Below are 14363 nucleotides of genomic sequence, written 5' to 3'. Positions count from 1 at the left end.
GCGCCGCGGCTCAGTCTTCGTGCAGCAGCGCGTGTTCGATCTCGGAGAACGCCTGCGGCACGCGGATGAAGTTCAGCGAGATGCCGAGCCGGCGCGCGATGTGCGAGGTGGAGAACAGGCCGCACACTTCCAGGTGCTTGCTGCTGCCGTTCAGCTCCACCACCAGCGCGTGCTGGCGGCCGGTGTGCTTCATGGTGGCGACCAGCTGGCCGATGCTGGCGTTCGCCACCTCGGCCATGTCCAGTGCCTCCAGCTCGCGGCGCGGCGTCATCACGTCGGAAACCAGCAGTTCATCGTGGCGCTTGCCGCGTTCCTGGATGCATTTCATCGGCCGCTCGCCGAGCACGTCGGAGGCGGTGAGCAGGCCGGTCAGCGCGCCCTCGCGGTCGGTGACGAACAGCAGGCGGATGCCGTGGCTGACCATGCGTTCGTGGGCGTCGTGCAGCAGCGCGTCCTCGCAGATGCTGACCGGGTCGATCACCTTCAGGTCGGTCATCACGTCCAGCGCCGGGCTTTTCAGCGACAGCGTGCGTTGCGGGCGCTGGTCGACGTGGATCAGGTCGGTGGTTTGCGGCAGGGAAAGGGTGGTCAGGGCTTGGTACTGGGTGTCCATGGCGGGCGCTCCTCGTCTGTTTTCTGGTTTTGCCGCGCGCCGGGCACGAGCTCCCGACGGCGGTGCGCAATACCGGGGGCAACACCATCACGCTTCCCCATTGGCACCCCAGTGTCTTTATCTAAGCACGCTTTGCCGGCGCCTGGCGCGTTTTTCGTGGCCGGCAGCTGATTTTCGTCAACCACAGGAGCTAGCCGGCTCCGTCTTTTGGCGTATCGGCAACAGTTGCCGCCGCCCGTACACTGCTAGTCCCGCCCCGTGTATCAGGATCGCCCGCCATGACCGCCATTACCGATTTCGCCAGCCTGCTGGCCGCCGCCCGCGCCCAGCCGACCCCGCAGCGCCTGCTGTTCGCCTTTTGCGAGCGCCGCCTGCACGACGACCACACGGCGCAGGAAGCAGAACGCTTCGCCGCCGGCGAAGGTGGCATCCTGCAACCCATCCTGTGTGTCGACAAGACCCCGGCCGAGCTGAACGATTTTGCGCAGCTGGCACAGGACGCCGACGCGCTGGACAAGCGCTGGCAGCTGGTGTTCGTCGCCGCCATCGACAGCAGCAGTAGCGCCGACGCCGACGGCCCGCTGAAACGCATGGTGCAGACCATCCAGACCGGTGGCGACGTGGCGCGCTATCTGGCGTTCAACCGCGACGGCGCGCTGCTGCAGTTCCTGTAAACAGCATTACCGTGTCGAACGGCCCGGGCAGGGATTCCTGCGGCGGGCCGTTTTTGCGTGTGTACCGGCGCGCGGCCGGCCTCATCAGGAACGGGGATTACGCCGCCGGCAGCTGCGCCAGCAGCTGGTGCAGCGCCGCGTGCAGCGCGCTCACCGCACCGTCCATGTCCCAGTCGTCGTGTCCCGGCTGCACCACGTTGGAGATGGCGCGCAGCTCGATGAAGGGCACGTTTTCCTGCAGGCAGACGTGGAAGAAGGCGGCGCCCTCCATGTTCTCGATCTCCACCTCGCTGCTGTCCACGAACGGCGCCAGCGCCGCGTTCAGCGACAGGCTGCGCGCGCGGCGCAGGCTGCTGGTTGCCGGCAGGTGCGGGCAGTGCAGCGTGTGGCGGCGCTCGAACGCCATCTCCAGCGGCAGCTGCGCCAGATGGGTAAAGCCCTGCGGCGTGAAAAAGCCGAGATCGCCCTCCACCTCCGAGCTGACCAGCACCACCTCACCGATGGCCAGCCCGGCCTGTGGATACATGCCGGCGATGCCGGCCAGGATCAGCAGCGACGGCCGCTGCGCGTGGATCGCCTTCAGCGTGGCGTAGGCGGTGGCGGTCAGCCCGATGCCGCTGATCACGGTGTGCACCCCGGGGTGCTGGAACTGGCGCGCCTCGGTGGCGGTGGGAAACAGGATGCAGATGCTCATGGCGGCTCGCGGGCTGGTGAAAAGGGACAGCCGCCACTATGCCACAGCGGCCGGCGCGGCCGGGCGGCGGCGGCCTGCATTTAGTGGTGTTCTTTTCAGGAATTTGAGCCATTACTGAATAATCCCGTCGCCGGTGCCATTGCCATGGCCGATTCCGCCAAGACCCGACTGCCGTCCTCCTTCGTCCGTATCGGCCAGCCCTTGCCGGTCGATGTCTACCACGAGAGCGGCATCCTGCTGCTGAAGAAGGGCCACTACGTGCTGACCCCGGAGCAGCGCGAGCGCCTGCTCGCCGCCGGCCACGGTGACAGCGAGGCGGTGGCGGCGCGGCTGGAACGCGAGCAGCAGGAGCGCGCGGCGCGGCGGCAGCAGGACAGCCTGGCGCAGCCGTGCAATCCGCTGGTGGAGTTCGAATTCCTGCTGCACCGCACCGAGGGCCTGCTCAGTCACGGCCTGGCGGTGCGCGGCCTGGGCAACGCGCTGCGCGAGGTGCTCGCCAGCCTGCTGGAACTGAGCCAGCGCCTGCCGGACGGCATGCTGGCGGCCAGCCTGCTGCTGGATAGCCGCCTGCCCGCCGCCGCGCACGGGCTGCGGGTGGCGACCACGCTGGCGGTGCTCGGCCGCCGCCTGGGGCTGGATGCGGCGACGCTGCACAGCGCCTGTGGCGCGGCGCTGACCATGAACATCGCCATCGTCGGCCTGCTCGGCAAGCTGCGGCAGCAGGACGAGCCGCTGAGCGAGGCACAGGGCGCGGCCCTGCTCGCCCATCCGGTGATCGGCTCCGCCATCCTGCGCGAGGCCGGCATCGACGACGAGCTGTGGCACAGCCTGGTGCAGAGCCACCACGAAAAGCCGGACGGTAGCGGCTACCCGCAGGCGCTGCGCGGCGACGAGGTGCCGCCGCTGGCGCGCCTGCTGGCGCTGCTGGACCAGCTCGGGGAGCAGGTGGAAAGCGGGCGGCTGTTGCCGTCGCAGGCGCTGGCGACGCTGTTCCGCGATCCGGCCAGCGGCCACGATCCGGCGCAGCTGGCGGCGCTGGTGAAGGAGCTGGGTGTGTATCCGCCGGGCAGCTTCGTCGAGCTGGCCAGCGGCGAGATCGCGGTGGTCACCTACCGCGGCGACAGCGCCAACACGCCGCGGGTGGCGGCGCTGCGCCGTCGCGACGGCCCGCCCTACGCCGAGCCGCTGTTGCGCGACACCCGCCAGCTGTCATTCCGTATCTGCAAGGCGGTCGGCCGCGGCAGCACCGGCGTCAAGCCGGCCTATCTGATCCGGCTGTGGCAGCGGCGCTGAGCGCTGTGTCACGCACTGGCGCCCGATCGCTGATGCGGTGATCCGGCCTGAAGTACGATCCCAAAATGCACCGCGACCACTTGTAAACATCGCTTGCGCAGCCGTTTTCACCTGCCCTGACGTTGGCACGCCAGCGGGTGATGCCGTGGCGGGTGGCAACGCCCGGTTCGTCGGCTACCGGCGTGACGCTCCGCCCGCTCAGGCGCCGCGCAGCGCCAGCCGTGGCTGCCAGCGCAACACGGCACTGGCGGCGACGCCGGCCAGCAGCGCCCACAGCGGCGCGCCGATGCCGGCGATGCTGACGCCGGACGCGGCCACCACGAAGGTCAGCAACGCCGCCTCGCGCTGGCTGTCATTGCCGAGCGCCGCGGTCAGCGACGAGGCCAGGGTGCCGAACAGCGCCAGCGCCGCTGCCGCCATCACCAGCGCCTTGGGCAGTACCAGCAGCAGCGCCACCAGCGAGCCACCCACCGCCGCCACCAGCAGGTAGCTCAGCGCCGCCACCACGCCGGCCTTCCAGCGTTGCTGCGGATCGGGATGGCATTCGGGGCCGGTGCACATCGCCGCGGTAATCGCCGCCAGCACCACGCCATGGCCGCCGAACGGCGCCAGCAGCAGCGACACGCCGCCCAGCAGGCTGACCGGCACCCGCGCCGGCAGCTGGTAGCCGTCGTTTTTCAGCACCGCCATGCCGGGCAGGAACTGACCGGTCAGCGCCACCAGCGCCAGCGGCAGTGCGATATTGCTCAGGCCGGCGACGCTGAACTGCGGCGTGGTCCACAGCGGGCCGCTGGCCGTTGCGGCCAACGTTGGCGTGGCGGCAAAACCGCCCTGCAGCGCCAGCAGCACGCAGCCGAGCAGCAGCGCCGCCATCAGCGCGTAACGCGGCCACAGCCGGCGGCCGGCAAAGAACGCCAGCGCCATCGGCAGCACCAGCGCGGCGTGATCGCGCGCCGCCGGCACCAGCTCCACCACGAAACGGAACAGGATGCCGGCCAGCAGCGCGGCGGCCAGCGCCGGCGGAAAGCGCTTCATCAGCGCGTCGAAGGCGCCGCTGACGCCGACCAGCCATACCGCAAGGCCGGCCAGCACGAAGCCGCCGACGGCCTCCGGGTACGGCACGCCGGGCAGGGATGCCAGCAGCACTGCGGCGCCGGGCGTCGACCACGCGGTAATCACCGGCATCTTCCAGCGCCACGACAGCCACAGCCCGGCGACGCCGGAGCCGAGCGACACCGCCCACAGCCACGAGGCCAGCTGCGCCGGGGTCAGCCCGGCCTGCTGCGCGGCGTGCACGATGATGAGAAAGGGGCCGGTGTAGCCGACGGCAATGGTCAGCACACCGGTGATCAGGGTCGATGGGGGTAGGTGTTTGAGCATGGTAGTCCTTCAGGTCAGAGGCCGCCGCCGGCCGCAGGTGAGTGGTGCGGTGGGCGGCATCCGGCGTCGGTGGACGCTGCCGGTGCGGGTAGCGCGGCGACCGGACTGCCGTGGTGTTGCCACTGTACGGCGTGGCGTTGCGGCCAACCTGCCACAGCCGGCTACAACAGGCTGGCGCATCGCGCCACTGTTCTATATAACAGCGGGATGAACCCGAGCGCCCTCCCCGTTTACCGCCACATCGCCCATACCCTGACCGCCAGGCTGGACAGCGGCGAATTCCCACCCGGCAGCCGCCTGCCGGCGGTGCGCGCGCTGGCCGCCGAATTCGGCGTCAACACCCTCACCGCGCTGGCCGCCTACCGCTATCTGGAACAGCAGCAGCGGGTACTGGCGCGGCCGCGCGCTGGCTACTTCGCCGCACTGCCGGCGGCGCCGTCATCGCCCGGTGCCGCCGCACCGCTGCCCAGCGCCGCGGCGCTGGTCGATGTCAGCAGCCGCATGTCCACCCTGCTGCAGCTGGGCGACGAGCGCATCCACACCCAGCTGCACATGGCCGAAGCCGCCGCCAGCCTGTATCCGGCCGCCGAGCTGGCGCGGCGCCTGCAACTGACGCTGACGCGGCAGCCGGAGCTGATCGGCGCCCACTTGCCGGCCGGCGAACAGCGCCGGCTGCTGGCAGCGCTGGTGCGCCTCGGCCACGAGCGCGGCCTGGCGCTGGACGAAGGCGGCATCCTGCTCACCCACGGCATTACCGAGGGCATCAGCCTGGCGCTGCGCCACCTGACCCGCCCCGGTGACACCGTGGCGATGGAAACGCCGGTCTATTTCGGCCTGTTGCAGACGCTGGAAGGGCTGGGGCTGAAGGCGCTGGAAATCCCGTGCACGCCGGAGGCCGGCCTGTCGCTGGAGGCACTGGAATTCGCGCTGCACCACGGCCCGGCGGTGAAGTGCCTGGTGTGCGTGCCCAACTTCCAGAACCCGACCGGCGCGCTGATGCCGGACGACAACAAGAAGCGGCTGCTGGCACTGGCGCGCAAGCACGGCGTCACCATCATCGAGGACGACGTGTTCGGCGACCTGCACTACGGCAACGTGCGGCCGACGCCGCTGAAGGCGTGGGACCGCGACGGCGAGGTGATCTACTGTGCCTCGTTCACCAAGAGCTTCGCGCCGTCGTTCCGCCTCGGCTGGCTGGCCGCCGGCCGCCACCACGGTGCACTCTCAAGGCTGTGCGCCAGCAGCACACTGGTGTCGTCGCCGCTGCTGCAGGTGGTGCTGGCCGACGTGCTCGACAGCGGCGACTACGCCCGCATCAGCCAGCGCCTGCGCCTGCAGCTGGCGGCGCAGATGACGGCCACCGCCGATGCGGTGCTGCGGCACTTTCCGCGCGGCACCCGCGTGCGGCGGCCACAGGGCGGCGTGGTGCTGTGGGTGGAGTGCCCGGAGACGGTGGACAGCACGCGGCTGCTGCAGCGCGCGCTGGCAGAGGGCATCAGCTTTGCGCCCGGGGTCGCGTTCTCGGCCGCGCCGCGTTTCGGCCACTGCCTGCGCATCAATTGCGGCCAACCTTTCACCCCGGCGCTGGCGGCGGCGATCGCGCGGCTGGGGCAGCTGGCGCTGGGAAACTGAGCGCACTGCGGAACTTGCCTGGTTTTGCCCGCTCTATCGCGGGCATCTTTTAACCGGAGAATCAACAACATGCGTGCAGTCATCGTCGTGTTACTGGCCAGCCTGGGGCTGGCAGCGTGCAGCGAGCAGCAAACCGCGAAATTGCAGCAGGATGCCTCCGCCGCCATCGGCGGCGTGCATCGGGTGGTGGCGGACAGCAGTGCGCCACTGGGCGCGTTGCGGCAGCAGGCCGGCCAGCTGGCGCAGGACGCCAGCGCGGCGCTGGGCGTCGCCACGCGGGTGGGCAAGGCCGCGGCGGCGCTGGATCCGGAGCTGGGGCAACAGCTGGACGAGGCCCGGCAGCAGGTCGATGCGGTGAAAGAGGCGGCCTCGGCGCTGAAACCGTAAGCCGCGGCGCCAGGGTTGGCCGCAACCTGCAAAAAAGCCGCGTCGGACCGACGCGGCTTTTTGTCGTTGTTGCAGCGGCCGTTTACAGCGCCAGACGCTGGCGCAGCTCGGCGACCCAGTCGCGGCTGGCGAAATCGGCGCCCATCACCAGCACCAGATAGCCGTCGCCGCCGAAGCGCGAGTCGACCTCGACCAGCACGTGGGTGTCGTGGCCGTGGGGGATGAAGGTGAGCTCGATCTCCTGGATGCGGAAATTGCCGCCGCGCGGCTTGAGCTCGAATTCCTGGTAGCAGCCCAGCGTGCTCGTCACGTTGCCGACGCGGGCGGTGCCAACCTCGACGTCGGTGCTGTACAGGGGCCAGCCCAGCTGCTCGAAGGCGGCCAGCAGGGTACCGATCTGGGCCGTTGGGTGGATCTCCAGCAGGTCGCGGTCGTTGGCGTCGACGGCGGCGGCGATGGCGAGGTCGGTATGGATCCACACCGGCAGCGGGCGGCCGTAGTGCGGCAGCGCGTTGACCGGCGTTTCCGCCGGCAGCAGCAGCTGGAGCGGCAGCTGGCGTGTTTCGCCGGCGCGGATGGTGAAACGCTCGGCGACGCGGATCACGCCCAGCGCGATGGCGCCGCGCGCCTCGTGGTCGCCGGCTTCCTGCTCCGCCTCGGTCATCAGCACCAGTTCGATTTTCTCGATGTCCTGGTCGGCGTTGCCGCCCTGCACCAGCACGTGGCCGGACAGCACCTCGCCGGGACGCAGCCGCGGGTTGTCGAGACGGGTATCGATTTTGGCGCCGCCGACGCCGATGGAAGCTAGCAGTTTCTTGAACATGGTTGATCCGTGAAATGAAAGAGAGGCAGCGTGGCAGACCATGCCGCCGTCGTCAGGTTCCGCCGGCGGGCTACCGGCGTCAGCGTGGCGGCATGGTAGCGGAAATTCCCCGCCCGCGGCAGCGGTGTGGCCGCCGGTACCCGCCCGGCTTTACCCCCGCGCAGCATCAGGGTAAAACAGCGCCACGACAACGGAGACAGCGATGGAAAAAGTCGATTGCGTAGTGATCGGTGCCGGGGTGGTGGGCCTGGCGATTGCCCGCGCGCTGGCGCAGGAAGGCCGCGAGGTGATCGTGCTGGAGGCGGAGGCCGCCTTCGGCCAGCACACCTCCAGCCGCAACAGCGAGGTGATCCACGCCGGCATGCACTACCCGGCCGGCAGCCTGAAAGCGCTGCACTGCCTGCGCGGCAAGCGGCTGCTGTACCAGTACTGCCGCGAGCGCGGCATCGGCCATCGCCAGACCGGCAAGCTGATCGTGGCCGTCGATGACAGCGAGATGCCACGGCTGGTGGCGTTGCAGGAAAAGGCGCTGGTCAACGGCGTCACCGACCTGACCTGGATGGACCGCCGCGTGCTGGCCGAGGTCGAGCCGGCGCTGCAGGCGCACGCGGCGCTGTACTCGCCCAGCACCGGCATCGTCGACAGCCACGCGCTGATGCTGTCGCTGCTGGCCGACGCCGAGGCCGCCGGCGCGGTGCTGGCGTTGCAGTCGCGCGTCATTGGCGGCCAGGAAACCAAGGACGGCATGCTGCTGTTCGTCGACGGTAGCGAGCTGCTGGCCGGCACCGTGGTCAATGCCGCCGGCCTCACCGCGCACGTGCTGGCGGCGAAGATGCGCGGTGTTCCACATGAAACCATCCCGCGCGTGCGCTATGCGCGCGGCGTGTACTTCACGCTGTCGGGACGGCACCCGTTCTCGCACCTGATCTATCCGCTGCCGGAGCCGGGCGGCCTCGGCACCCACCTGACGCTGGATCTGGCCGGCCAGGCGCGCTTCGGCCCGGACGTGGAGTGGATCAACCACATCGACTACCGCGTCGATCCCGACCGCGTCGACGGCTTCTACCACAGCATCCGCCGCTGGTGGCCGCAGCTGCCGCAGGGCGCGCTGTCGCCAAGCTACAGCGGCATCCGCCCCAAGGTGATCAACGAGGACAAGCCGGAGGGCGACTTCCTGATCCAGGGCCAGGAGGGCCACGGCATCCGCGGCCTGATCAACCTGTTCGGCATCGAATCGCCCGGCCTCACCGCCTGCCTGTCGCTGGCCGACGAGGTGCTGCGCCGCTGCCGCCAGTACTGGTAGTCAGCCGCGCTGGCGGCCAAGCCGGCTCATGGCTGCGCCTCGCTGCCGTAGCGGGCGAAGATTACCTGGTACTGCGGGCTGGCCTTCAGCGCGCGGATGCGGGCATCCACCCGCGCGCGCAGGCCGCTGTCGCGGAACAGTATCCCGGCCTCCTTCGGCGGCAGCAGCGGGTAGATGCGCAGCGGCGGGGTGTGGTCCTGTGCCGCCGGGTACAGCTGGCGACGCTGCCACTCGAAGATCAGCCGGTCGCTGAGGATGACGTCGACGCGGCCGGCCAACAGGTTGAGCAGCTGGTGGCCCTGGTTGCCGGCTTCCAGATAATTGCCGTCGGCCAGCGCCAGCAGCCGGTCGTAGCCGGCCGGCAGCGAATTGCCGGCGCCATCCCACGCCATCACCCGCCAGCGCACCAGATCGCCCAGCTGCTCGATTTCCAGCTGGCGACGGCCGAGCGCGACCGCGACATTGTCGAAGCTGTGCAGCGGCTGGCTGATGCTGCCGTTGAGCTGTTCGTACTGCTGCTGTTGCGGGCTGATGTCGTACAGCGCGTCCAGCTGGCCGCGGCGGTAGGCCTGCAGCCGCCGCGCATAGGGCTGCTGCACGCTATGCAGGTGCAGACCCTCGGCCTGCAGCGCGCTGCGCAACAGCTCGATGGCGATGCCGGTGCGGCCGCCGGCCTGCACCCACGGCGGAATCGACTCCGGAAAGCCGACGTACACCGCGCGCGCGGCGCTCGCACTGCCGCCGCCCAGCAGCAGGCCGAGCAACAGCGCGCCGGCCTTAATCGAAGGCCAGCGCACTGTCCAGCACCTCCACCGCATCGCCCAGCTGCAGCGTGCCGCTGTTGCGCGCAATCACGTTCACGCCGAAGCACACCCCCTCCGCCAGCCGGCGGTAGCCGAGCAGCGTTGCCAGTGGCTGCCGCTGCGGATCGGGCTGCGCGCTGTCCGGATCGACGGTGGTCAGCACGCAGCGGGTGCAGCGGCTGACCACCTCGAACTCGATGGCGCCGATGCGGAAGCGGCGCCACTCGTCTTCCTCAAAGGCGAAGGTGTCGTCCACCACCAGATTGGGGCGGAAGTGGCGCATGCTCACCGGGCTGTCCAGCCGGCTGTTGAGATCGGCCAGCGATGCCTCGCTCAGCAGCAGATAGGGATAGCCGTCGGCGAACGACAGCCTGTCGGCGGTAGTTTTCTGCACGCGGGTGGAGTCGCCCAGCCACAGCAGCCGCAGCGGTTCGCCGAGATAGTGGCTGAGCCAGGCGTCGGCCGCCGCGTCGCCGTGCAGCGCGCTGAACGTGGATTTCCACACCGTGGCCGGCACCCGCTGCCGGTAGCTGGCCGGGCTGGTCAGCAGCGGCGGCATTCCCGGCGCGGTGAAGCACCACTGACCGTCGTCCTGCCGCGTGACGCCGACCTGCACCAGCCGCGGGTGGCTGCGCGCGCTGATGAACTGGCCGTCGGCGCGGCTGGCCAGCCACACGCGGTCGTCGCGCAGCCCCTGCGGCGTGACCTCGGCGTGGTGCAGCGCATTGCCGCGGCAGGATTTCAGCGGATGGACGAACAGTTGGGTGAGGGCCATGACGGGCTCCGGACGCAGGATCGAAGCGGCAAGCTTAGCCGCTGTGCGGCGTCATCACAATGCCGCGCGCATGAAATGGGTGGCGCCGCTGCGGCGATGACGCAGCCATGGCGAGTTGCGGTGGGCTGGCGGCCTGCCCCGTCCTCGCCCTTGCTGCGCACCGCGCCGTTTGTCGCACCCAGCCAGCGCTGGCTGGCGGTCGTCAGCATCACCCATGTCGTTCATGGCAGGCCGAAACAAGGTTGGCCGCAACACCGTGACGGCGTGCGGCCAACCTTGCTGTTGCTGCGTGGTCAACGCCGGGCGGCTCCAGCCGGCCCGCCCAAGTTGGCGTGTTGGCGCGCAAGGGAAAATGCTATAACCCAGGTGCCAACAAGCAAGAACCCATCACAGTATCGGGGTGTCGCCATGCGCATGGTGTGCACGTCCCCGAGGGGGCCGAGGAACAAATCATGGCCAGGAAACTCATCGACTGCCGCGAACACAGCGGCAGCCCACCACAATGCACCGTCTCGATTGCCGCCGACAGTGAAGACGAACTGCTCGCCGCCGCCGTACAGCATGCGGTAACGGTACACGGCTATCCGGACACACCGGAAATGCGCGAGCAATTACGCCAGATGTTCAAGGACGAACCCGCCGCGCACTGACACGAGGCCGGCACGGCAAACCACAACCAACGGCTCCCGCGGGAGCCGTTGTCATGTCTGACGGCGGCTTGTTTGCCTGTCGCGGGTCTAGCCCTCGCCCCAAAGGTTGGCCGCAAGGCGGTGATGGCTTGCGGCCAACCTTTGCCATTCATCCGCAGTGAGCATTGGGCCTCCGGGTGAGTGGACTCCCCGGATGCGCCTGCGGCTTATCCAGGCTACGTGTCTACAGACCTGACTTGCCGTGTTCGACCCGCTAGTCGGCTCCGAACCGGCGTGCCCCGCTCCCGTTGGTGCCGGCCGTAAAAACGGCCGCCAGCCCGGAAACAAGCCGCCCCCTTTTGAGCGCAGCGTATGGGCGGCGCCGGGCTGGTGACCGTTTTTGCGGGAATTCCGGCGCCTTCGGGTCGCCTTTTCTTTGCTTCCTTTCTTTTTGGCGAAGCAAAAGAAAGGGAGCCGCCGCCGCGCGGAAAGCGGCAGATAAAAACATCCGCGCAGCGGAGTCGCTAGACAAAAACAAGGTTGGCCGCAAACCCGTGACGGCTTGCGGCCAACCTTTGTATTGCTGCGCGGTGAAAGCTGGGTTTGGAAAAATAAGCACTAACCTGCATGGCCGACTTACCACGTTGCCAAATTTTGATGTAATGCGGTGAATATTAGGCGGTGCTTTTTTATTTATATTTTTCCATTAGGTGATTGGTTTTTATTGCCAGCATATTTTTTTAATTTACTGTTGATATATGATTCTGAATAGTTTTGGCTTTTTAAATAAGAGATTAATTCTTCGTTAGAGAGTTTTCCAGCATTAATCATGCTCAAAATTCTTTTCTCAATATGAAAGTCATCATCCGAATTGAAATGATTTTCAGTGCTTGTGTGGATCGATTTGCTATTAACTTCCATTTCAAGATCACGAATTCTTCTGGCCATGTTTCTAGTGTTGGCAAGAATTTCTGAAAGAATATCTTCTTCAGATCTAGGTGGTGAAACTTCACCTAATGGATTTTCGGTTAATGCTAGTTTAAATTTTTTATCAAATTGATCCCAGTATGTATCAAAAACTTGTCTCAATATTCTTTCGTCAAGTGACTTTTCATCAAGGCAATTATTAATTGTTCTAACTAACTCCCATACACTACTAGACTCTGGAAGTGTATGATTAAATTGAGCTAGGGGGTCTTGCAAATCACTAGGCTGCAGATCAATTAAAAAAGTACATACCCTGTTTGTTGTCAGCCCCTTAGTAAGTGCTCCAGTTTCAAAAAGAATCCATGGCTTATCCTTATTTTCCTGAGTTAAACAAACAATCCCAACCGACACATCTTTTAGTTTGTCATTGATTTCAGAAAACCATATTGCACCACGATCAATATCTCTGGTTGATATCCATGGTTGGGATGCCTGAATGACACATTTCAACCAGTCACTTATCAGTTCTGCAATTGCCCGGCTACGTTTTCCAGACCAACTTACAAATATTTTCATCGTAAACCCTTATATTATGATTGAAAAACAATACTAAATTTATATTCTATATGGTTCATTTCGTAGTCTAGATAAGGCATAGTATGGGCCCCTCAACGCAGCCTTGCCATCTCCCGCCAAAGCCTCCTCTCGGATGCACCTGTGGTTGATCCGTGCTACTTATCTACCTATTGGTTTTTCCTGTCACCCAGCTATCATAACCGTTAGTCACAACAAAAGGGCAAGCCCTCATCAGGCTTGCCCTTGTTCACATCACGCTGCGGCCAACGTTGGCCGCAAGCTACCCCACCCTTACAGCGACGGCAGCAGGCCGTCGATGGCGAAGCGGTTGTACTCGGCACGCTGGATCAGTGCGCAGGCTTTTTCGATGTCCGGAGCGAAGTAGCGGTCTTTGTCGTAGAACGCTACTTCGGCGCGCAGCATGGCCTTGGCGCTTTCCAGCGCGTCGGCGGCCTTGTTCGGGGCGCGGAAGTCCACGCCTTGGCAGGCGGCCAGCAGCTCGACGGCCAGGATGCCGGCGGTGTTGTCGGCCATGTCGCGCAGGCGGCGGCCGGCGAAGGTGGCCATCGATACGTGGTCTTCCTGGTTGGCGGAGGTCGGCAGGCTGTCGACGGACGCCGGGTGCGCCAGCGACTTGTTCTCGGAGGCCAGTGCCGCACCGGTAACCTGGGCGATCATGAAGCCGGAGTTCACGCCGCCGTTGTTGACCAAGAACGGTGGCAGCTTGGACAGGTTGCTGTCGATCAAGAGCGCCATGCGGCGTTCGGACAGCGAGCCGATTTCGGCAATCGCCAGCGCCAGGTTGTCGGCTGCGAACGCTACCGGCTCGGCGTGGAAGTTGCCGCCGGACAGGATGTCGTTGTCGTCGGCGAATACCAGCGGGTTGTCGGAAACGGAGTTGGCTTCCACCAGCAGCACTTCGGACGACTGGCGGATCTGGGTCAGGCAGGCGCCCATTACCTGCGGCTGGCAGCGCAGGCTGTACGGGTCTTGCACCTTGCCGCAGTTGGCGTGCGAGTCGGCGATCTGCGAGCCGGCACCCAGCAGCGCGCGGTATTGCGCGGCGGCGTCGATCTGGCCCTGATGGCCGCGTACCTGGTGGATGCGGTCGTCGAACGGGGTGCGGCTGCCCTGGGCGGCTTCCACCGACATCGCGCCGGCGACGGAGGCCGCAACGTACAGGTCTTCGGCGGCGAACAGGCCTTCCAGCGCGAAGGCGGTGGACGCTTGGGTGCCGTTCAGCAGCGCGAGGCCCTCTTTCGGGGCCAGCACGATCGGTTCCAGACCGGCGGCGCGCATCGCGTCACCACCGTGTACGCGGTCGCCGTTCACGAAGGCTTCGCCTTCGCCGATCAGCACCGCGCTCATGTGCGACAGCGGTGCCAGGTCGCCGGAGGCGCCGACGGAACCCTTCTGCGGGATCACCGGGTAGATGCCCTTGTTGAACAGGGTGATCATCGCTTCCAGCACCAGACGGCGGATGCCGGAGAAGCCGCGCGACAGCGAGTTGATCTTCAGCGCCATGATCAGGCGCACGGTGGAGTCCTTCATCGGCTGGCCGATGCCGGCGGCGTGCGACAGCACGATGGAGCGTTGCAGCAGTTCCAGCTCGTCGGCGGCGATCTTGGTGTTGGCCAGCAGGCCGAAACCGGTGTTGATGCCGTACACGGTACGGTTTTCGGCCAGCACGCGCGCCACGGTGGCGGCGGAGGCGTCGATGGCGGCGTGGGCGGCCGGGTCCAGTGCCAGTTGCACGGAGGCGTCACGGGCGATCAGGCGCAGTTGGGCCAGCGTCAGCTTGCCCGGGGTAATGGTGATGGTGGTCATGATGGTCCTTCCTTTGCGCGGCGACAG

Annotated in this window: 14 protein-coding genes; 6 read left to right on the top strand and 8 right to left on the bottom strand. The window is 66.5% G+C overall.

Annotated features, from left to right (window positions below; translation table 11 throughout):
- Nucleotides 1-10: 10 nt before the first annotated feature.
- On the bottom strand, nt 11-613 hold the full coding sequence (locus tag PQU89_RS10030) for a CBS domain-containing protein (RefSeq protein ID WP_120812827.1): 603 nt from the start codon (nt 611-613) through the stop codon (nt 11-13).
- A gap of 278 nt (nt 614-891) precedes the next feature.
- Between PQU89_RS10030 and PQU89_RS10025 the strand changes: the two genes are divergently transcribed.
- Nucleotides 892-1287, top strand: coding sequence for a ribonucleotide reductase subunit alpha (locus PQU89_RS10025; RefSeq protein ID WP_272765687.1), 396 nt, complete (start codon nt 892-894; stop codon nt 1285-1287).
- 97 nt (nt 1288-1384) lie between these two features.
- On the opposite strand, the gene PQU89_RS10020 is transcribed toward PQU89_RS10025, so the two are convergent.
- Nucleotides 1385-1981 carry a phosphorylase family protein gene (locus PQU89_RS10020; RefSeq protein ID WP_272765686.1) on the bottom strand — a complete coding sequence of 199 codons (597 nt, stop codon included), beginning with the start codon at nt 1979-1981 and terminating at the stop codon, nt 1385-1387.
- Nucleotides 1982-2125: 144 nt separating this feature from the next.
- Here PQU89_RS10020 and PQU89_RS10015 point away from each other — a divergent pair, with 144 nt between their 5' ends.
- Nucleotides 2126-3274 carry an HD-GYP domain-containing protein gene (locus PQU89_RS10015; protein ID WP_272765685.1) on the top strand — a complete coding sequence of 383 codons (1149 nt, stop codon included), beginning with the start codon at nt 2126-2128 and terminating at the stop codon, nt 3272-3274.
- Nucleotides 3275-3472: 198 nt separating this feature from the next.
- Here the strand turns inward: PQU89_RS10015 and PQU89_RS10010 are convergent, their stop codons facing one another.
- Nucleotides 3473-4654: a benzoate/H(+) symporter BenE family transporter gene (locus tag PQU89_RS10010; RefSeq protein WP_272765684.1), complete on the bottom strand. Its 1182-nt coding sequence runs from the start codon at nt 4652-4654 to the stop codon at nt 3473-3475.
- A gap of 207 nt (nt 4655-4861) precedes the next feature.
- Here PQU89_RS10010 and PQU89_RS10005 point away from each other — a divergent pair, with 207 nt between their 5' ends.
- Together PQU89_RS10005 and PQU89_RS10000 are read left to right on the top strand one after the other, a co-directional pair.
- Nucleotides 4862-6286: an aminotransferase-like domain-containing protein gene (locus PQU89_RS10005; protein ID WP_272765683.1), complete on the top strand. Its 1425-nt coding sequence runs from the start codon at nt 4862-4864 to the stop codon at nt 6284-6286.
- A 69-nt stretch (nt 6287-6355) separates the two neighbouring features.
- On the top strand, nt 6356-6673 hold the full coding sequence (locus PQU89_RS10000) for a putative periplasmic lipoprotein (protein ID WP_272765682.1): 318 nt from the start codon (nt 6356-6358) through the stop codon (nt 6671-6673).
- An 82-nt stretch (nt 6674-6755) separates the two neighbouring features.
- Here PQU89_RS10000 and PQU89_RS09995 read toward each other — a convergent pair whose 3' ends face one another.
- On the bottom strand, nt 6756-7496 hold the full coding sequence (locus PQU89_RS09995; RefSeq protein ID WP_272765681.1) for a sporulation protein: 741 nt from the start codon (nt 7494-7496) through the stop codon (nt 6756-6758).
- A 202-nt stretch (nt 7497-7698) separates the two neighbouring features.
- Here PQU89_RS09995 and PQU89_RS09990 point away from each other — a divergent pair, with 202 nt between their 5' ends.
- Complete coding sequence (locus PQU89_RS09990) at nt 7699-8799, top strand: NAD(P)/FAD-dependent oxidoreductase (protein ID WP_272765680.1); 1101 nt, start codon at nt 7699-7701, stop codon at nt 8797-8799.
- A gap of 26 nt (nt 8800-8825) precedes the next feature.
- On the opposite strand, the gene PQU89_RS09985 is transcribed toward PQU89_RS09990, so the two are convergent.
- Nucleotides 8826-9596, bottom strand: coding sequence for a substrate-binding periplasmic protein (locus PQU89_RS09985; RefSeq protein WP_272765679.1), 771 nt, complete (start codon nt 9594-9596; stop codon nt 8826-8828).
- The gene (locus PQU89_RS09980; protein WP_272765678.1) at nt 9577-10377 is read right to left on the bottom strand and encodes an MOSC domain-containing protein; all 801 of its coding nucleotides are present in this window, start codon (nt 10375-10377) and stop codon (nt 9577-9579) included. The genes PQU89_RS09985 and PQU89_RS09980 overlap by 20 nt, the downstream gene beginning before the upstream one ends.
- A gap of 452 nt (nt 10378-10829) precedes the next feature.
- Here PQU89_RS09980 and PQU89_RS09975 point away from each other — a divergent pair, with 452 nt between their 5' ends.
- Nucleotides 10830-11027: a DUF1059 domain-containing protein gene (locus PQU89_RS09975; RefSeq protein WP_120812923.1), complete on the top strand. Its 198-nt coding sequence runs from the start codon at nt 10830-10832 to the stop codon at nt 11025-11027.
- 672 nt (nt 11028-11699) lie between these two features.
- Here PQU89_RS09975 and PQU89_RS09970 read toward each other — a convergent pair.
- The gene (locus tag PQU89_RS09970) at nt 11700-12509 is read right to left on the bottom strand and encodes a toll/interleukin-1 receptor domain-containing protein (protein ID WP_272765677.1); all 810 of its coding nucleotides are present in this window, start codon (nt 12507-12509) and stop codon (nt 11700-11702) included.
- Nucleotides 12510-12800: 291 nt separating this feature from the next.
- Nucleotides 12801-14336 carry a histidine ammonia-lyase gene (gene hutH, locus PQU89_RS09965; RefSeq protein WP_272765676.1) on the bottom strand — a complete coding sequence of 512 codons (1536 nt, stop codon included), beginning with the start codon at nt 14334-14336 and terminating at the stop codon, nt 12801-12803.
- Nucleotides 14337-14363: the final 27 nt, after the last annotated feature.

The organism is Vogesella indigofera, from assembly GCF_028548395.1.
GTDB lineage: Bacteria > Pseudomonadota > Gammaproteobacteria > Burkholderiales > Chromobacteriaceae > Vogesella > Vogesella indigofera_A.
This window is presented reverse-complemented; position numbering and strand designations above follow the sequence as displayed.